Annotated in this window: 18 protein-coding genes; 12 read left to right on the top strand and 6 right to left on the bottom strand. The window is 71.6% G+C overall.

The features are described from left to right. Positions 1 to 158: 158 nt before the first annotated feature. The 3 genes from deoC to ABD346_RS16340 are packed head-to-tail and all read left to right on the top strand — an operon-like array spanning position 159 to position 3,443. Positions 159 to 1,115, top strand: coding sequence for a deoxyribose-phosphate aldolase (deoC, locus tag ABD346_RS16350; RefSeq protein WP_344375620.1), 957 nt, complete (start codon positions 159 to 161; stop codon positions 1,113 to 1,115). A gap of 5 nt (positions 1,116 to 1,120) precedes the next feature. Continuing rightward, a complete protein-coding gene (locus ABD346_RS16345) occupies positions 1,121 to 2,557 on the top strand; it encodes an aldehyde dehydrogenase family protein (RefSeq protein ID WP_344375478.1) in 1,437 nt (478 codons plus the stop codon). Further along, the gene (locus tag ABD346_RS16340; RefSeq protein WP_344375477.1) at positions 2,550 to 3,443 is read left to right on the top strand and encodes an aldehyde dehydrogenase family protein; all 894 of its coding nucleotides are present in this window, start codon (positions 2,550 to 2,552) and stop codon (positions 3,441 to 3,443) included. The genes ABD346_RS16345 and ABD346_RS16340 overlap by 8 nt, the downstream gene beginning before the upstream one ends. Before the next feature lie 81 nt (positions 3,444 to 3,524). Here ABD346_RS16340 and ABD346_RS16335 read toward each other — a convergent pair whose 3' ends face one another. After that, positions 3,525 to 3,938, bottom strand: a complete 414-nt coding sequence (locus ABD346_RS16335; protein WP_344375476.1) for a hypothetical protein — start codon at positions 3,936 to 3,938, stop codon at positions 3,525 to 3,527. Positions 3,939 to 4,004: 66 nt separating this feature from the next. Between ABD346_RS16335 and ABD346_RS16330 the strand changes: the two genes are divergently transcribed. Further along, positions 4,005 to 4,700 (top strand): uridine kinase, encoded by a 696-nt coding sequence (locus ABD346_RS16330; RefSeq protein ID WP_344375475.1) that lies wholly within the window; start codon positions 4,005 to 4,007, stop codon positions 4,698 to 4,700. Between the two features lie 121 nt (positions 4,701 to 4,821). Here the strand turns inward: ABD346_RS16330 and ABD346_RS16325 are convergent, their stop codons facing one another. Beyond that, positions 4,822 to 5,580, bottom strand: coding sequence for a SigE family RNA polymerase sigma factor (locus ABD346_RS16325; protein WP_344375474.1), 759 nt, complete (start codon positions 5,578 to 5,580; stop codon positions 4,822 to 4,824). Between the two features lie 190 nt (positions 5,581 to 5,770). On the opposite strand from ABD346_RS16325, the gene afsQ1 reads away from it, so the two are divergent. The 5 genes from afsQ1 (at position 5,771) to ABD346_RS16300 (ending at position 9,558) form a co-directional block, all read left to right on the top strand. Next, the gene (gene afsQ1, locus ABD346_RS16320; protein ID WP_174248559.1) at positions 5,771 to 6,448 is read left to right on the top strand and encodes a two-component system response regulator AfsQ1; all 678 of its coding nucleotides are present in this window, start codon (positions 5,771 to 5,773) and stop codon (positions 6,446 to 6,448) included. 40 nt (positions 6,449 to 6,488) lie between these two features. Next, on the top strand, positions 6,489 to 7,994 hold the full coding sequence (locus ABD346_RS16315) for a sensor histidine kinase (RefSeq protein WP_344375472.1): 1,506 nt from the start codon (positions 6,489 to 6,491) through the stop codon (positions 7,992 to 7,994). After that, positions 7,991 to 8,614, top strand: a complete 624-nt coding sequence (locus ABD346_RS16310; protein WP_344375471.1) for a hypothetical protein — start codon at positions 7,991 to 7,993, stop codon at positions 8,612 to 8,614. The genes ABD346_RS16315 and ABD346_RS16310 overlap by 4 nt, the downstream gene beginning before the upstream one ends. 91 nt (positions 8,615 to 8,705) lie before the next feature. Next, positions 8,706 to 9,257, top strand: a complete 552-nt coding sequence (locus ABD346_RS16305; RefSeq protein ID WP_344375469.1) for a VanZ family protein — start codon at positions 8,706 to 8,708, stop codon at positions 9,255 to 9,257. A 97-nt stretch (positions 9,258 to 9,354) separates the two neighbouring features. Further along, the gene (locus ABD346_RS16300) at positions 9,355 to 9,558 is read left to right on the top strand and encodes a PspC domain-containing protein (protein WP_189962932.1); all 204 of its coding nucleotides are present in this window, start codon (positions 9,355 to 9,357) and stop codon (positions 9,556 to 9,558) included. Between the two features lie 21 nt (positions 9,559 to 9,579). On the opposite strand, the gene ABD346_RS16295 is transcribed toward ABD346_RS16300, so the two are convergent. From ABD346_RS16295 to ABD346_RS16285, 3 genes are all read right to left on the bottom strand, one after another. After that, positions 9,580 to 10,272, bottom strand: a complete 693-nt coding sequence (locus tag ABD346_RS16295) for a hypothetical protein (protein ID WP_344375467.1) — start codon at positions 10,270 to 10,272, stop codon at positions 9,580 to 9,582. A gap of 78 nt (positions 10,273 to 10,350) precedes the next feature. Next, a complete protein-coding gene (locus tag ABD346_RS16290) occupies positions 10,351 to 10,659 on the bottom strand; it encodes an ATP-binding protein (protein WP_344375466.1) in 309 nt (102 codons plus the stop codon). Positions 10,660 to 10,784: 125 nt separating this feature from the next. Beyond that, positions 10,785 to 11,939: an adenosine deaminase gene (locus ABD346_RS16285; RefSeq protein ID WP_344375465.1), complete on the bottom strand. Its 1,155-nt coding sequence runs from the start codon at positions 11,937 to 11,939 to the stop codon at positions 10,785 to 10,787. Between the two features lie 114 nt (positions 11,940 to 12,053). On the opposite strand from ABD346_RS16285, the gene ABD346_RS16280 reads away from it, so the two are divergent. Continuing rightward, positions 12,054 to 12,830 carry an alpha/beta hydrolase gene (locus ABD346_RS16280; RefSeq protein ID WP_344375463.1) on the top strand — a complete coding sequence of 259 codons (777 nt, stop codon included), beginning with the start codon at positions 12,054 to 12,056 and terminating at the stop codon, positions 12,828 to 12,830. A gap of 24 nt (positions 12,831 to 12,854) precedes the next feature. On the opposite strand, the gene ABD346_RS16275 is transcribed toward ABD346_RS16280, so the two are convergent. Next, positions 12,855 to 13,760: a LysR family transcriptional regulator gene (locus tag ABD346_RS16275; RefSeq protein ID WP_344375617.1), complete on the bottom strand. Its 906-nt coding sequence runs from the start codon at positions 13,758 to 13,760 to the stop codon at positions 12,855 to 12,857. Between the two features lie 120 nt (positions 13,761 to 13,880). On the opposite strand from ABD346_RS16275, the gene ABD346_RS16270 reads away from it, so the two are divergent. Then, positions 13,881 to 15,164, top strand: coding sequence for an MFS transporter (locus tag ABD346_RS16270; RefSeq protein WP_344375462.1), 1,284 nt, complete (start codon positions 13,881 to 13,883; stop codon positions 15,162 to 15,164). 92 nt (positions 15,165 to 15,256) lie between these two features. After that, on the top strand, positions 15,257 to 16,258 hold the full coding sequence (locus ABD346_RS16265; RefSeq protein WP_344375461.1) for a sigma-70 family RNA polymerase sigma factor: 1,002 nt from the start codon (positions 15,257 to 15,259) through the stop codon (positions 16,256 to 16,258). Positions 16,259 to 16,366 lie beyond the last annotated feature (108 nt).

The following is a 16,366-nucleotide window of genomic DNA, read 5'->3' as shown; positions in this document are numbered from 1 at the left end:
CGCTGAACGGGACGGCCCCTTGGTTAGGTCCAGGTGGATCACCCGTACGAGAAGCGTCCGCTCCACGTCACGGGCGCGTGACAGAGCTCACCCCCGCTCACCTGAGCCCCGGGGGCTGTACAGGCAGCTACGCGCGTAGATATGCTCATCTGGTGACCATGCCCACCAATGCACCTGCAGCTGCCTTCGCCGACGCGACCGCGTCCGACGGTGCGCTGCGCCGCTTCCTCCATGGGCTCCCCGGCATCGACCCGGTGGGCCTGGAAGCGCGCGCCGCGTCCCTCGGCACCCGTTCGATCAAGACCTCGGCCAAGGCGTACGCCATCGACCTGGCCATTTCGATGATCGACCTGACGACGCTGGAAGGCGCGGACACCCCGGGCAAGGTCCGGGCGCTCGCCGCCAAGGCCGTCCACCCCGATCCGACCGACCGCACCACCCCGCACACCGCCGCCGTCTGCGTCTATCCGGACATGGTGGCCACCGCCAAGGAGGTGCTGAAGGGCTCGGACGTCAAGGTCGCGTCCGTCGCCACCGCCTTCCCGGCCGGCCGCGCGGCGCTGCCGGTCAAGCTCGCGGACGTCCGGGACGCGGTCGCGGCCGGCGCCGACGAGATCGACATGGTGATCGACCGGGGCGCGTTCCTGGCCGGTCACTACCTCAAGGTGTACGAGGAGATCGCGGCCGTCCGCGCCGAGTGCGGCGACAAGGCCCGCCTCAAGGTCATCTTCGAGACCGGTGAGCTGTCGACGTACGACAACATCCGCCGCGCCAGCTGGCTCGGCATGATGGGCGGCGCCGACTTCATCAAGACGTCGACGGGCAAGGTGGCCGTGAACGCCACGCCGCCCAACACCCTGGTGCTGCTCGAAGCCGTACGCGACTTCCGCGCCCAGACCGGGATCCAGGTCGGCGTGAAGCCGGCCGGCGGCATCCGCTCCACCAAGGACGCGGTGAAGTTCCTGGTCCTGGTCAACGAGACCGTGGGCGAGGACTGGCTGGACAACCACTGGTTCCGCTTCGGCGCCTCCTCGCTGCTCAACGACCTGCTGATGCAGCGTCAGAAGCTGGCGACCGGCCGCTACTCCGGCCCCGACTACGTGACGGTGGACTGATCACCATGGCATCTGTTTTTGACTACGCACCGGCGCCCGAGTCGCGCTCGGTCGTCGACATCGCCCCCTCCTACGGCCTGTTCATCGACGGCGAGTTCACCGAGGCCGCCGACGGCAAGGTCTTCAAGACCGTCTCGCCGTCCACCGAGGAGGTCCTGTCCGAGGTCGCCCAGGCGGGCGCCGAGGACGTGGACCGGGCCGTGAAGGCCGCCCGCAAGGCGTTCGAGAAGTGGTCGGCGCTGCCCGGCTCCGAGCGCGCCAAGTACCTGTTCCGCATCGCGCGGATCATCCAGGAGCGCAGCCGCGAGCTGGCCGTCCTGGAGACCCTGGACAACGGAAAGCCGATCAAGGAGACCCGCGACGCGGACCTCCCGCTGGTCGCCGCGCACTTCTTCTACTACGCGGGCTGGGCCGACAAGCTCGACCACGCCGGGTTCGGTGCGAACCCGCGCCCGCTGGGCGTCGCGGGCCAGGTCATCCCGTGGAACTTCCCGCTCCTGATGCTGGCGTGGAAGATCGCCCCGGCGCTGGCGACGGGCAACACGGTCGTCCTGAAGCCGGCCGAGACCACTCCCCTTTCGGCCCTGTTCTTCGCGGACATCTGCCGCCAGGCGGGCCTGCCCAAGGGCGTCGTCAACATCCTCACCGGGTACGGCGACGCGGGCGCGGCCCTGGTCGAGCACCCGGACGTGAACAAGGTCGCCTTCACCGGCTCGACCGCCGTCGGCAAGGCGATCGCCCGCTCGGTGGCCGGCACGTCCAAGAAGGTCACCCTGGAGCTGGGCGGCAAGGGCGCCAACATCGTCTTCGACGACGCCCCCATCGACCAGGCCGTCGAGGGCATCGTCTCCGGCATCTTCTTCAACCAGGGCCAGGTGTGCTGCGCGGGCTCGCGCCTCCTGGTCCAGGAGTCGATCCAGGACGAGCTGCTCGACTCGCTCAAGCGCCGTCTGTCCACGCTGCGCCTCGGCGACCCGCTGGACAAGAACACCGACATCGGCGCGATCAACTCGGCCGAGCAGCTGGCCCGCATCACCGCGCTCACCGAGACGGGCGAGGCGGAGGGCGCCGAGCGCTGGACCGCGCCGTGCGACCTGCCCTCGGCGGGTTACTGGTTCGCCCCGACGCTGTTCACGAACGTCACCCAGGCGCACACCATCGCCCGCGACGAGATCTTCGGCCCGGTCCTGTCGGTGCTGAGCTTCCGCACCCCGGACGAGGCCGTCGCCAAGGCCAACAACAGCCAGTACGGCCTCTCCGCCGGCATCTGGACGGAGAAGGGCTCGCGCATCCTCGCGGTCGCGAACAAGCTCCGCGCCGGTGTCGTCTGGGCCAACACGTTCAACAAGTTCGACCCGACCTCGCCGTTCGGCGGCTACAAGGAGTCGGGCTTCGGCCGCGAGGGCGGCCGGCACGGCCTGGAGGGCTACCTCGATGTCTGAGACTCCGACGCGGCTGAGCGTCTTCAAGACCTACAAGCTGTACGTGGGCGGGAAGTTCCCGCGTTCCGAGAGCGGCCGGGTGTACGAAGTGGTCGACAGCAAGGGCAAGTGGCTGGCCAACGCGCCCCTCTCCTCGCGCAAGGACGCGCGGGACGCGGTCGTCGCGGCCCGCAAGGCGTTCGGCGGCTGGGCCGGCGCGACCGCGTACAACCGGGGCCAGATCCTCTACCGCGTCGCCGAGATGCTGGAGGGCCGCAAGGACCAGTTCGTACGGGAGGTCGCCGAGGCCGAGGGCCTGTCGAAGTCGAAGGCCGCCGCCGTCGTGGACGCGGCCATCGACCGCTGGGTCTGGTACGCGGGCTGGACGGACAAGATCGGCCAGGTCGTGGGCGGGGCCAACCCGGTCGCGGGCCCCTTCTTCAACCTCTCCACCCCCGAGCCGACCGGCGTCGTCACGGTCCTCGCGCCCCAGGAGTCGTCGTTCCTGGGCCTGGTCTCGGTCATCGCGCCCGTGATCGCGACCGGCAACACCGTCGTCGTGATCGCCTCCGAGAAGGCTCCGCTCCCGGCGCTCTCGCTCGGCGAGGTCCTCGCCACCTCGGACCTGCCGGGCGGCGTGGTCAACGTCCTGTCCGGCAGGACGGCCGAGATCGCGGCGCCGCTGGCCGCGCACCAGGACGTCAACGCGATCGACCTGACGGGCGCGGGTGCCGACCTGGCCCGCGACCTGGAGATCGCGGCGGCGGACAACCTCAAGCGCGTCGTGCGCCCCAAGGCCGTGGACTTCACCGCGGACCCGGGCACCGACCGGCTCACCGCGTTCCTGGAGACCAAGACGGTCTGGCACCCGACCGGTTCGCTGGGCGCGTCCGGCTCCGCGTACTGAGCCCCGACTCACCTGAGGCCCCCGCCCGTTGGACCGGCGGGGGCCTCGGGCGTTTCTCGTGCCGGACACGGACGCGCGGGCTCAGCCGGGCAGCAGCCCCGCGGCCTGACCGGTGACGGGGAGGTCCTTGAGGGCGCCGCCGCTCGCCACCGGACTCGTCGCCATCGTCGTCGAGACGGGCCGGAAGTCCGCGACCTTGGCGCCCACGCCGTTGTCCAGCGGGTCGACCCCGGTGTTGGCCAGCGGGTCGAGCCGCAGCGACTTGGCGGGAGCGACCGCATAGCCGACCGCCCCGGCCGCGCCCTGCGCGCCCGCCGCGAGGTCGTTGGCCATCGCGTTGTGCCCCACCACGGGAGCGTCGGCCACCGGCGCGGCCTGCGCTGCCGAACCGGCGCCGGCCAGGGCCGCGCCGGCCGCGGTGACGGTGAGCCCCGCCCGCAGCAGGGCCCGGTGGCGCAGGGTCCTGGCGGCCTTGGGGGCCTCGTGATGTCCCATGGGATCCCACTCACTCTCGTACGGAAGGTGCGTAATCACGCGGGCACGTAGCGTAGTTGAGATGTGATGCTCGATACCAACGGCCTCCCCGAGGGGTACCACTCCCGGGTGCATGGCCCACACTGGTGTCCCGTGAGTTCATCTGCCATTCCGACGCGCGTCGTCCTGCTGTCGGGGCCCTCCGGCTCCGGCAAGTCGTCCCTCGCCGCCCGCACGGACCTGCCCGTGCTGCGCCTCGACGACTTCTACAAAGAAGGTGACGACCCGACCCTGCCGCTGGTGGCGGGCAGTGCGGACATCGACTGGGACTCCCCGCTGTCCTGGGACGCGGACGCCGCGGTCCGCGCCATCACCGAGCTGTGCCGTACGGGGCGTACCGCCGTGCCGGTCTACTCGATCGCGACGAGTTCCATCACCGGCACCACCGCGCTCGGCATCGACCGCACCCCGCTGTTCATCGCGGAGGGCATCTTCGCCGCCGACATCGTGACCCGCTGTCAGGAGCTCGGGGTGCTCGCGGACGCGATCTGCCTGCGCGGGCGGCCCTCCACGACCTTCCGCCGCAGGCTGCTCCGCGACCTGAAGGAGGGCCGCAAGTCTGTGGCGTTCCTGCTGCGCCGCGGCTGGCGCCTGATGCGCGCCGAGCGCGCGATCGTCGCCCGCCAGACGGCGCTCGGCGCCCACCCCTGCGGCAAGGAGGAGGCCCTCGGCCGCATCGCGGGCGCGGCGGCCGGCCGCTGCCGCACGGCGGCGGCCGCCTAGCCTCGGCGTACGAAATGAAGCGGCGGGGCCGATTGGCCCCGCCGCTTCCCCCGTTACCCCGTTACCCCCGTGAGTGGCCCCCGTGTCCCCCGCGGACCACCCGCGTCCCTCCCCCAGACCTTCAGGCCACCAGCTCGCCGAAGGACTCCTCCTCGTCACGGCCGAAGCTGAGGACCTCGTCCTCGCGCAGCCGGCGCAGCGAGCGCCAGATGCTGGACTTCACCGTGCCGACACTGATGTCGAGGATGTCCGCGATCTCCGGATCGGTACGACCCTCGTAGTAGCGCAGGACCAGCATCGTGCGCTGCAGTTCGGGCAGGCGGGCCAGCGCCTGCCAGAGCACCGCGCGCAGTTCGGTGCCGCGCATCGCGTCCGTGTCGCCGGCCGTCTCCGGCAGCTCCTCGGTCGGGTACTCGTTGAGCTTGCGCCGCCGCCAGGCGCTGATGTGCAGATTGGTCATCGTGCGGCGCAGATAGCCGCCGACCGCCGCCTTGTCGCTGATGCGGTCCCAGGCCCGGTAGGTGGAGAACAGCGCGCTCTGCAGCAGGTCCTCCGCCTCGTAGCGGTCGCCGGTCAGGTGGTAGGCGGTTGCGTACAGGGAGGCGCGGCGTTCCTGTACGTAGGCGGTGAACTCCGCCTCCGACAGGCTCTTCCGCTCCCCCGTGACCTCCCGGTACGCCGCCTCCCCGCTTCCCTGTGGCTTGTTCCCCGCGGCCGCAACCGCGGGGCTGTCAATCACCGTCATGTACGACGAGTGCTGACGCCCGGCGCTCCGAGCGCACCCCCGCCCGCCCAGAGCGCCGGACTTCTCGGTGCTCCGTACGACGTCGTGGAGACGCGTCACAACTGCGCTGGAGTTGGTGCTGTGCAGTGCGTTCATCTCGCGCCCCCCGTCGGTGGAGTCTGTTTCTTCGGCGTGCTTGGTTACGAGGAAGAGCTTGCCCGGGCCACTTCATCGAGCTGTCTGCCGAGTGTCACAGGCCTGTCACAGCGGCCTGTGAACGCGTTGTCGCGGGCCGGGGGCCGGACGGGGGTCGTGCTCCTCTCCACCATGGGCCAGAATGACCTCTGTGCCTTTCCTGTTGCTGATCGAGGACGACGACGCCATCCGCACGGCCCTCGAACTCTCCCTGTCACGCCAGGGCCACCGTGTGGCCACCGCGGCGACGGGAGAGGACGGCCTGAAACTGCTGCGCGAGCAGCGGCCGGACCTGATCGTGCTGGACGTGATGCTGCCCGGGATCGACGGCTTCGAGGTGTGCCGCCGGATCCGGCGCACCGACCAGCTGCCGATCATCCTGCTGACCGCGCGCAACGACGACATCGACGTGGTGGTGGGCCTGGAGTCCGGCGCCGACGACTATGTGGTCAAGCCGGTCCAGGGGCGGGTTCTCGACGCCCGGATCCGGGCCGTCCTGCGGCGCGGCGAGCGGGAGGCCACCGACTCGGCGGCGTTCGGCAACGTGGTGATCGACCGGGCCGCGATGACGGTCACCAAGAACGGCGAGGACCTTCAACTCACGCCCACCGAGCTGCGGTTGCTCCTCGAACTGAGCCGTCGGCCGGGCCAGGCGCTCTCCCGCCAGCAGTTGCTCCGGCTCGTGTGGGAGCACGACTACCTGGGCGACTCCCGGCTCGTCGACGCCTGTGTGCAGCGGCTGCGCGCCAAGGTCGAGGACGTGCCGTCCTCGCCGACGCTGATCCGTACCGTCCGTGGCGTGGGCTACCGCCTGGACACCCCCTCGTGAACCCGTCGCACCACCCCCGTACCCCCGATAAGCAGGGCAAGTGAAGCGAGCGATACTCGCCGGTCTGCGCTGGACCAGTCTGCGGCTGCGCCTCGTCGTGGTGTTCGCGCTCGTCGCGCTGACCGCGGCCGTCTCCGCGTCCGGCATCGCGTACTGGCTCAACCGCGAGGCCGTTCTGGTCCGTACGCAGGACTCGGCGCTCAACGACTTCCGTCAGGGCATGCAGAACCGGGCGGCCTCGCTGCCGCTGCAGCCGGTCGAGCACGATCTGCAGGTGGCCGCCAAGCAGATGGCGGACAGCAGCAACTCCCGTTACAACGTGCTGCTCGTGGCCGAGCGCGCCCCCGGCAAGCCGATCGTCGGGGCCTCGAACGTGGACGGCTTCACGCTCGACGACGTACCCAAGTCACTGCAGGAAGCGGTCGACAAGAAGCAGAAGGTGACGGGGACCAACGCCTACCCGTACCACCTGTTCTGGCAGCGGATCACGCTGCACGGGCACCCGTACCTGGTCGGCGGCACGAAGATCATCGGTGCCGGGCCGACCGGCTACATGCTGGCCCCGCTCGACCAGGAGCGGCGCGACCTCAACTCCCTCGCCTGGTCCCTCGGCATCGCCACCTTCCTCGCGCTGCTCGCCTCGGCGCTGCTCGCGCAGGCGGCCGCCACCACCGTGCTGCGGCCGGTGCAGCGGCTCGGGGACGCGGCGCGCCGGCTCGGCGAGGGCAAGCTCGACACCCGCCTCAGGGTCTCCGGCACGGACGAACTCGCCGATCTGTCCAGGACGTTCAACCGGACGGCCGAGGCCCTGGAGAAGAAGGTCACGGACATGAGCGCGCGGGAGGAGGCCAGCCGCCGCTTCGTCGCCGACATGTCGCACGAGCTGCGTACGCCGCTGACCGCGCTCACCGCCGTCGCCGAGGTCCTCGACGAGGAGGAGGACAGCCTCGACCCGATGATCGCGCCCGCGGTGCGGCTCGTGGTCTCCGAGACCCGGCGCCTGAACGTCCTGGTCGAGAACCTGATGGAGGTCACCCGCTTCGACGCGGGCACCGCCCGCCTGGTCCTGGACGACGTGGACATCGCCGACCAGATCACCGCGTGCATCGACACCCGGGCCTGGCTGGACGCCGTCGAGCTCGACGCCGAGCGCGGCATCATGGCCCGCGTCGACCCGCGCCGCCTCGACGTCGTGCTGGCCAACCTGATCGGCAACGCCCTCAAGCACGGCGGGTCGCCGGTGCGGGTCTCGGTGCGCGTCGAGGGCGACGAGCTGGTGATCGCGGTACGCGACCACGGGCCCGGCATCCCCGAGGAGGTGCTGCCGCACGTCTTCGACCGGTTCTACAAGGCCAGCGCCTCGCGGCCGCGCTCGGAGGGCAGCGGGCTCGGCCTGTCCATCGCGATGGAGAACGCGCACATCCACGGCGGCGACATCAGTGCCGCCAACTCCCCCGAAGGCGGCGCCGTGTTCGTGCTGCGGCTTCCGCTGGACGCCACCCCGCCCGCCACCGCCGAGACCCCGGAAGGGGGCGCTGAGCAGTGAGAGGAAGACGTCGCCGGGCAGCCGCCGCGCTGGCCGGGCTGCTCGCGCTGGGCACCGCGGCCACCGGCTGCGGCATCCGGCCCACCTCGGTCCCCGTCGACGCGGGCCCGGCGCCGTCCCGGGTGCCGTGCGAGGTGCCGGACGGCGCGGTCGCCCCGCAGTTCGAGGGCGTCACCGTGCAGGTCTATCTGGTGTGCGGGGCTCAGCTGGTCACCGCCCAGCGCTCGGTGCGGATGCCGGAGAACAAGGGTGCCGAGGACCGGCTCCGCTTCGCACAGGCGCTGCTCGACGAGCTCATCGCGCAGCCGTCGGGCGACGAGAAGGACGCCGGGTTCACCACGGAGGTCAAGGGCCCGCTCACCGTCACGGCGGCCCACAAGAACGACCCGCCGGGCGCGCTGCGCCTCAGCCGCAACCCGCAGGACCTCTCCTCGCTCGCGCTGTCGCAGGTGGTCTGCACGTACGCGGAGAACACCCCGACGGCGCCCGGCTCCCAGCAGGTGGTGCTCGGCGGCCCCGGCGAGGACCCGGCGCGCGGCTACACCTGCACCTCGGAGATGAAGTCCCGGCCGGACAGCGCGGCCACCCTCGGCGACATCCCCCGCCCCACCCGCACCTAGCGGGTGCCCGGTGGGCGGGGCCGCGGGCGGGCAACCGGAATCACCCGTCCGCGGCGGAACCGTTCCCGCCGCGGCCCGCGTCTTGGGGGGCGTGCAGCAGCGTCATGGTCAAGGCGGCAGCGCCGTCATCCGGTTCCGCGTGGTGGGGTTCGTCCTCCTCCTCGCGCATCTGCTGCTCGTGGCGTGGACCTCGCTGCGGCCCCGGGACGTGATGTGGGTGACGGCCACCAATCTGACGCCGTTCGCCGGCATCAAGGCCGACCTCGCGCTCGGCCCCCTCGAAGCGGCCCACCAGATCGGCGAGGGCCTGCTCCTCCTCGCCCCGCTGGGGGTGCTGCTCCCGATGGTCGGCGGTCGCCTCCAGGTCTCCCCGCTGGCCTCCCTGGTACGCACCGTGCTGTCCGGGGCGCTGATCTCGCTCGGCATCGCCCTGCTGCAGACGGCGGTGCCCGGCCAGGTCCCCGATGTGGACTCACTGCTCCTGAACACCACCGGCGTCGCCCTCGCCCACCTCGCGGTGGTGCCGGCGTGGCGCCGGGGCCTGCGCCGCAGGAACCAGCGCGAGCACCGCGCCCCCGTCCTTCGGGAGGAGTCCCCTCAGGGGCGTACCCCGACGATTCCCAGGGTCGGGATCGCCCCTTAGCCCGATGGTTTGCCCGCATTCCGGGCGGGAGCATGGAGACATCGCAAGGGAGCCCCCCAAGAAGCGGCTCCCCACTCCAGCTCCGAAGGAGCCCGCCATGAGCGCCCCTCTTGTCCGCCCGACCGAAGGCCGCCGGATCGGCGGAGTGTGCGCAGCGCTGGCCCGGCGCTTCGGCACCTCCGCGACCACGATGCGCGTGATCTTCCTTGTATCGTGCCTGCTCCCCGGACCGCAGTTCCTGATCTACCTGGCGATGTGGGCCCTGATCCCCTCCGAGAAGTCCCCGCGCGCCGCCTGGTAGCCACGGTCCGCGTCCGGACCCTCAGCCTTCGACGGTCCGGGCCAGCTTGTCGAGCTGCCGGTCGGCGACCTCGTGCGGCACGGTCACCGTCGCGGGCGCCCGCCCGGACAGGTTGATCGCCATGAATCGCACGACGGTGGCGCCCTGGCGCACCACGACGATGTGCACCGGAGCCGGCGCCCCCTGGACGAGCGCGGACGCCGTCCAGCCGACCGACTCGTCGCCCTTCACCGCGTACGGCACGGCACGAACATCCCGGTACGCGGCCCTGCGGCCGTCGAGGACCGTGCTGAATTCGTTGCCACAGCGGGCCAGGGCCGTCCTCAGCTCCCTGATCAGGTGCTTCGCGTCGGGTGCGGAGTACGCGGACAGCGAGGCCGATACCGCGAGGCCCGGGGTCTTCCGCGAGCCGAGGCCGCGGCTCACCGTCGCGCGGGCCCGGTCGTCGGGCGCCTCGCCCATCACCCCGGCGAGCGGCGCGCACGCGGCGCGGTCGGCGATCGGGGCGTCCCGGGCGACGTCGGGCGAGCGATCGCCGGAGACCGCGTATCCGGGCACGTCGCCCGGCTCAAGTGCCGCTCGCTGCAAGGGAGTCGACGTCCGGTTCCGGCCGCTCACGGATTCGACCGGGCCGTCCGGAGGGCCGGTGCAGGCGGCGCCGAGCAGCACGGTCAGGGTGAGCACCGCCGCGCGGGCGCATGCCTTCGGACGCATGATCACGACCCTACTCACACACCACCGGGGCGCACACCCGGCTCACGGGTGTGCGCCCCGGCAGGGTGCGAGGCCGGCTCAGCCGGTGAGGCCGCCGGGCAGGGTGGCGGCACCGGAGAGGTTGCTCGCCACGGGGCCGGCCGGCACGCCGCCGAGCAGGGTGCCCACCGGGTCGCTGCTCTCCTGCTGCTGAACGGCCGGCGCCGCCTTCTTGGAGCCGGCCGCGGGCATCGCCTTGCCGACGGTGCCGACCGGGGTCCCCGTGGTGACGGTCGACAGCGGTCCCAGGTTCGGAAGCGAGGGGACGGCGGAGGCCGTCCCGGCGGCAACGGCGGCGAAGGCGGCACCGAGGGCAACGACACCGAGCGTCTTGGCAGACTGCTTCATCAGAAATATGTCCTTGGGGTGGGAAAGGTGAGCGACTCGTCAAGCTAGCCAGCCGAACACCTGGGCCGCAAACACAGGAAAACGGCCGTGAGTTCACACTCACGGCCGTTTTCCTATACCTAAGATCAGCCGCCCGCGACCGCAGAACCACTGGTCGTAGCGGTCTGCTGGAACAGCCATTCGGACTTCAGCTCGGCATATCCGGGCTTGATCACGTCATTGATCATGGCCAGTCGTTCATCGAAAGGAATGAATGCTGATTTCATCGCATTGACCGTGAACCACTGCATGTCCTCCAGCGTGTAACCGAAGGAATTCGTCAGGTGCTCGAATTCCTGGCTCATGCTGGTGCCCGACATCAGCCGGTTGTCCGTGTTCACGGTGGTCCGGAAGTGCAGCTTGCGGAGCAGCCCGATGGGGTGGTCCGCGTAGGAGGCCGCGGCGCCGGTCTGGAGGTTCGAGGTCGGGCACATCTCCAGCGGGATCCGCTTGTCCCGCACATACGAGGCGAGGCGGCCGAGCTTCACGCTGCCGTCCTCGGCGACCTCGATGTCGTCGATGATGCGCACCCCGTGGCCGAGCCGGTCGGCGCCGCACCACTGGAGCGCCTGCCAGATCGACGGCAGGCCGAAGGCCTCGCCCGCGTGGATGGTGAAGTGGTTGTTCTCGCGCTTGAGGTACTCGAAGGCGTCGAGGTGGCGGGTGGGCGGGAAGCCGGCCTCGGCGCCCGCGATGTCGAAGCCGACGACGCCCGAGTCCCGGTAGGAGTTGGCGAGTTCGGCGATCTCCAGGGCGCGGGCCGCGTGCCGCATCGCGGTGAGCAGCGCGCCCACCCGGATGCGGTGGCCGTTCGCGCGGGCCCGCCGCTCGCCCTCGCGGAAGCCCGCGTTGACGGCCTCGACGACCTCTTCGAGGGTGAGGCCCTGCTCCAGGTGCTGCTCGGGCGCGTAGCGCACCTCGGCGTAGACGACGCCGTCCTCGGCGAGGTCCTCGGCGCACTCGGCGGCGACACGGAACAGCGCGTCGCGGGTCTGCATGACGGCGCAGGTGTGCGCGAAGGTCTCCAAGTACCGTTCCAGGGAGCCCGAGTCGGCGGCCTCGCGGAACCAGATGCCGAGCTTGTCGGCCTCGGTCTCGGGCAGTCCCGTGTATCCGGTCGCTTCGGCGATGTCGATGATGGTCCCGGGTCGAAGACCCCCGTCGAGGTGGTCGTGGAGCAGCACCTTCGGGGCACGGCTGATCTGATCCGGGGTGGGTACGGATGCGGTCTGGCTCGTCATCTGCGCACTGTAGCCCCTACGCGCGTAGATCACCGGGCGTCCGAACGCCGTCGATACGTAACAGTGACCGTGCAGACGGGTGGAGTACACCCGGGCTTCTGAGACTGTTCTGCCATGGCACAGCAAGCGATTCCCCTGCCTGCTGCCCGGCTGGGACGGGCCGTCGGTGCGACCGGCCGCGGCGCGACGGTCAGCGGTGTGGTCCTCGTGCTCCCGGACGGCGACCCCGTCTCGGCACGCCGTCCCTCCCCCGTCGCGTACGCGGCAGCCCTGCCGCTGGCCCGCAGGCTGGCCCGGGACGGGCGCGAGGAGGGCCTGGTGGCGCACGCCGTGCACTACCGCGGCCAGGGCTGGAACGGCGGCGACGCCCGGCTCGCCACGGACGCCGACTGGGCCGCGGACGAGGTCGTACGGCGTTACGGAGACGTGCCGGTGTGTCTGGCCGGGCACGGCATGGGCGGCCGGGCCGCGCTGCGGGCGGCGGGCCATCCGGCGGTCAACTCGGTTCTGGCGCTCGCCCCTTGGATCCCCGAGGACGACGTGGCGGCCGAGCTGGAGCCGGTGAAGCAGCTGGTGGGCCGGCGCGTGATGATCGTGCACGGCACCAATGACGCGCGCAGCGACCCGGAGCTGTCCTATCGCCTGGCCGAGCGCGTCAAGAAGGCCAACCGCGACACCTGCCGCTTCGAGGTCCACTCCGACGGCCACGCGCTGCGCCAGCACCGCCCCGAAGTCCACGCACTGGCCGTCGACTTCGTCTTCGGCGCGCTGTTCTCGCGCCCGTACGCCCGCCCGGTCACCGACGCGTTCGCGGCGCCGCCGCCGCTGGGCCTGCGCATGCCGCTGGCCGCGGGCTTCGGCAAGTCACTCACCAAGTCACGCAGAAAATAAGGGAGTCGCCGGGATCCGTGCGAGCTACTCGGGGATCAGCTTTCCCCGGCGGGACAGCAGGAAGGACTTGAAGGCGGCCACCGGCGGGGTGTCCGGGTGGCCGTCCAGCCAGGCGACCCCGATCTCGCGCACCGCACGCGGGGCGGTGACGGTCAGCTCGACGACGCCCGGCCGGGCGACCGCGGGCGGCGGGAGCAGCGCCACACCGAGCCCGGCCGCGACCAGGCCGCGCAGCGTCTCGGCCTCCTCGCCCTCGAAGGCGATGCGCGGCGCGAACCCCGCCTGTGCGCACAGGTTGTCGGTGATACGGCGCAGGCCGTAGCCCGGCTCCAGAGTCACGAAGGTCTCGTCGGCGGCCTCCGCGAGCCGCACCCGCTTGCGGCCCGCGAGCCGGTGGTCGTCCGGCACCACCAGACGCAGCCGCTGCTCGTCCAGGCGCCGGGCCGCGAGGTCGGGCGCGTCCGGAACGGGCGAGGTCAGGCACAGGTCGAGCTCCCCGGCCCGCAGCCGCTCGATCATCGCCTCGCCGTAGTTCTGCACGAGGGTGAAGCGGATGCGGGGGTGGTCGACCCGGAAGGCGCGGATGAGGCCCGGCACGGTTTCGGAGCCCATGGTGTGCAGGAAGCCGAAGGCGACCTTGCCGGCCGCCGGGTCGGCGTCCGCTCGCACCGACTCGGCGGCCCGGCCGACCTCGGCGAGCGCCCGCTCGGCGGAGCCGAGGAAGGTGCGGCCCGCGGCGGTCAGCGAGACGGTGCGGCCCTTGCGCGCGAACAGGGCGACGCCCAGGTCCTCTTCGAGGCGGACCATGGCGCGCGAGAGGGTCGACTGGGGCACGCCGAGCTCGTGCGCGGCGCGGGTGACGTGCTCGTGGCGGGCCACCCCGGCGAAGTAGGCGAGCCGCGGCGCGAGTGCCATCGCGGCGTCCTCCATGGATTCTTCGTAACTGTTCAATGACACGCGCGCCCCTGACCTCGCTTGATGCATGAGTGGATCGATTGTCGCCCATCTGTGCATTGGACGCATAAATGCAGGCAGGCCTACGGTCTACGCATGCCTCCTGCCAGTACCGGGGCGTCCACCACCGTGGGCGCCTCCACCTCGCCTTCCCCGCTCCAGCTCACCCCGGGCGCCGCCGGTTACCGCCGGATGAGCTTCGCCCTCTTCGCCGCCGGTGTCGCCACCTTCGCCCTCCTCTACTCCACCCAGGCCCTGCTGCCGCTGATCTCCGCGGACCTCGGGGCCACGGCGAGCGCGGCCAGCTGGACGGTGTCGGCGGCGACCGGCGCCCTCGCCCTGTTCGTACTGCCGCTGAGCGCGCTGTCCGAGCGGTTCGGGCGGACCCGGATGATGACGGTGTCCCTGGCGATCGCGGTCGCGGTGGGCCTGCTCGTCCCGTTCGCGCCCGGCGTGGGCTGGCTGGTGGCGCTGCGCGCGGTGCAGGGCGCGGCGATCGCGGGGCTTCCCGCCTCGGCGATGGCGTACCTGGCGGAGGAAGTGAAGCCGAAGGCGCTGGTCGCCGCGATCGGCCTGTTCGTCGCGGGCAACTCGATCGGCGGCATGAGCGGGCGCATCCTGACCGGCTGGGTGGCGCAGGCCTGGGGCTGGCGTGCGGCGCTGCTCTCGGTGGGCGCGCTGGCCGCGGTGTGCGCGGTGGTGTTCCGCCTGCTGCTCCCCAAGGCCCGCAATTTCACGCCGGGTTCGCTGAACCCGCGCGCCCTGGCCCGCACGGTGCGCGGCCACCTCGCCGACCCGCTCCTGGTACGCCTGTACGCGATCGGCGCGCTGTTCATGACGGTGTTCGGCGCGGTGTACACGGTGATCGGCTACCGGCTCACCGCGGCGCCCTTCAACCTGCCGCAGGGCCTGATCGGCTCGATCTTCCTGGTCTACCTGGTCGGTACGGTCTCCTCGGCCGCGGCCGGCAAGCTGGTGGCCCGGGTGGGCCGCCGGGGCGCCCTGTACCTGGCGGTCTCCACGACGGCGGCGGGCCTGCTGCTCTCGCTCGCCTCGTCGCTGCCCGCGATCCTGGCGGGCCTGGTCCTGATCACGGCGGGCTTCTTCGCGGGCCACGCGGTCGCCTCGTCCTCGGTGAGCCACACCGCCAAGCACGGCCGCGCGCAGGCGTCCGCGCTCTACCAGTCCGCCTACTACCTGGGCTCCAGCGCGGGCGGCACGCTCGGCGCGGTCGCCTTCCACGCGGCGGGCTGGCAGGCCACGGTGCTGCTCGGCATCCTGGCGGTCCTCGGCGTCGTCTCGGTCACCCTGTACGGCTCGCACGCGGCCCGCGCCGAGCGTCGCACCCACCGTCTGCATCTGGTCCACGCACGTCACTGACCTCTGCTTTCGCCGGTTCACGCGCGATTGTCAGTGGCGTCGGGTAGCTTCCGAAGTGCTGGTATTCGCGCGGCACGACACGGGGTGGACCGATGAGTGATCTGGCAGCGGCGGCGGATCTGGACGTACGCCTCGAAGGACACCGCAGGGAGCTGACGGGGTACTGCTACCGGATGCTCGGCTCGGCCTTCGAGGCGGAGGACGCGGTGCAGGACACGCTGGTGCGGGCGTGGCGCAGCATCGACAAGTTCGAGGGCCGCTCCTCACTGCGCTCGTGGCTGTACCGCATCGCGACGAACGTGTGCCTGGACATGCTGACCGCGGGCAACAAGCGGGCCCGCCCCATGGACCTGACGGCGGCGACGCCGGTCGCCGACGCCCAGCTCAACTCCCGCCCGGAGGTGACCTGGTTGGAGCCGGTGCCGGACGGGCGGGTGCTGCCGACGATCGAGGACCCGGCGGAGGCGGCGCTTGCCCGTGAGTCGGTGCGGCTCGCGTTCGTCGCCGCGCTCCAGCATCTGCCTCCCAAGCAGCGCGCAGTGCTGATCCTGCGCGAGGTGCTCGCGTGGAAGGCGAGCGAGGTGGCCGAGCTGCTCGACACGACCGTGGCCTCAGTCAACTCGGCACTGCAGCGGGCCCGTTCGACTCTGGCGGAGTCGGAGCCGAGGGAGTCGGACCCGGCCGACCCACTGGACGAGGAGCAGCAAAAACTCCTGGACCGGTACGTGGCGGCCTTCGAGGGCTACGACATGACGGCCCTGACCGCCCTGCTCCACGAGGACGCCACGCTGTCCATGCCGCCGTACGACCTGTGGCTGCGGGGTCACGACGACATCGTGGGCTGGATGCTGGGTGTCGGCGAGGTCTGCCGGGGCTCCCGCCTCCTCCCGACGGTGGCCAACGGGACGCCGGCGTTCGCCCACTACCACCCGGATCCTGCGGGCGGGTTCACTCCTTGGGCGCTGATGGTGCTCGAAACGAGCGGGGGCAAGGTGTCGGGGATCTGCTCGTTCCTGGACACGGCCCGCTGGTTCCCCCTGTTCAACCTGCCGGCCCGCCTGGACGAGGAGGGCCACCCGGTCCTGGCCCCGTGAACACCCTGGGGCTCCGCCCCAGACCCCGGAGGCCCCCACCCCGCCCCTTCCCTAAACCCGCCGGGGGCAGGAAGAGGGTGCAGCCGGGTCTCCTGGGGCTCCGCCCCA

Source organism: Streptomyces mauvecolor (assembly GCF_039532965.1).
GTDB classification, from domain to species: Bacteria; Actinomycetota; Actinomycetes; order Streptomycetales; family Streptomycetaceae; genus Streptomyces; species Streptomyces violascens.
This window is presented reverse-complemented; position numbering and strand designations above follow the sequence as displayed.

What these genes read in the sequence shown, in the direction of transcription:
- deoC (WP_344375620.1), top strand. Translation starts at nt 159, where the DNA reads ATGCCCACCAATGCACCTGCAGCTGCCTTCGCCGACGCGACCGCGTCC.
- ABD346_RS16345 (WP_344375478.1), top strand. Translation starts at nt 1,121, where the DNA reads ATGGCATCTGTTTTTGACTACGCACCGGCGCCCGAGTCGCGCTCGGTC.
- ABD346_RS16340 (WP_344375477.1), top strand. Translation starts at nt 2,550, where the DNA reads ATGTCTGAGACTCCGACGCGGCTGAGCGTCTTCAAGACCTACAAGCTG.
- ABD346_RS16335 (WP_344375476.1), bottom strand. Translation starts at nt 3,938, where the DNA reads ATGGGACATCACGAGGCCCCCAAGGCCGCCAGGACCCTGCGCCACCGG.
- ABD346_RS16330 (WP_344375475.1), top strand. Translation starts at nt 4,005, where the DNA reads ATGCTCGATACCAACGGCCTCCCCGAGGGGTACCACTCCCGGGTGCAT.
- ABD346_RS16325 (WP_344375474.1), bottom strand. Translation starts at nt 5,580, where the DNA reads ATGAACGCACTGCACAGCACCAACTCCAGCGCAGTTGTGACGCGTCTC.
- ABD346_RS16300 (WP_189962932.1), top strand. Translation starts at nt 9,355, where the DNA reads ATGAGCGCCCCTCTTGTCCGCCCGACCGAAGGCCGCCGGATCGGCGGA.
- ABD346_RS16295 (WP_344375467.1), bottom strand. Translation starts at nt 10,272, where the DNA reads ATGCGTCCGAAGGCATGCGCCCGCGCGGCGGTGCTCACCCTGACCGTG.
- ABD346_RS16290 (WP_344375466.1), bottom strand. Translation starts at nt 10,659, where the DNA reads ATGAAGCAGTCTGCCAAGACGCTCGGTGTCGTTGCCCTCGGTGCCGCC.
- ABD346_RS16285 (WP_344375465.1), bottom strand. Translation starts at nt 11,939, where the DNA reads ATGACGAGCCAGACCGCATCCGTACCCACCCCGGATCAGATCAGCCGT.
- ABD346_RS16280 (WP_344375463.1), top strand. Translation starts at nt 12,054, where the DNA reads ATGGCACAGCAAGCGATTCCCCTGCCTGCTGCCCGGCTGGGACGGGCC.
- ABD346_RS16275 (WP_344375617.1), bottom strand. Translation starts at nt 13,760, where the DNA reads ATGGAGGACGCCGCGATGGCACTCGCGCCGCGGCTCGCCTACTTCGCC.
- ABD346_RS16270 (WP_344375462.1), top strand. Translation starts at nt 13,881, where the DNA reads ATGCCTCCTGCCAGTACCGGGGCGTCCACCACCGTGGGCGCCTCCACC.
- ABD346_RS16265 (WP_344375461.1), top strand. Translation starts at nt 15,257, where the DNA reads ATGAGTGATCTGGCAGCGGCGGCGGATCTGGACGTACGCCTCGAAGGA.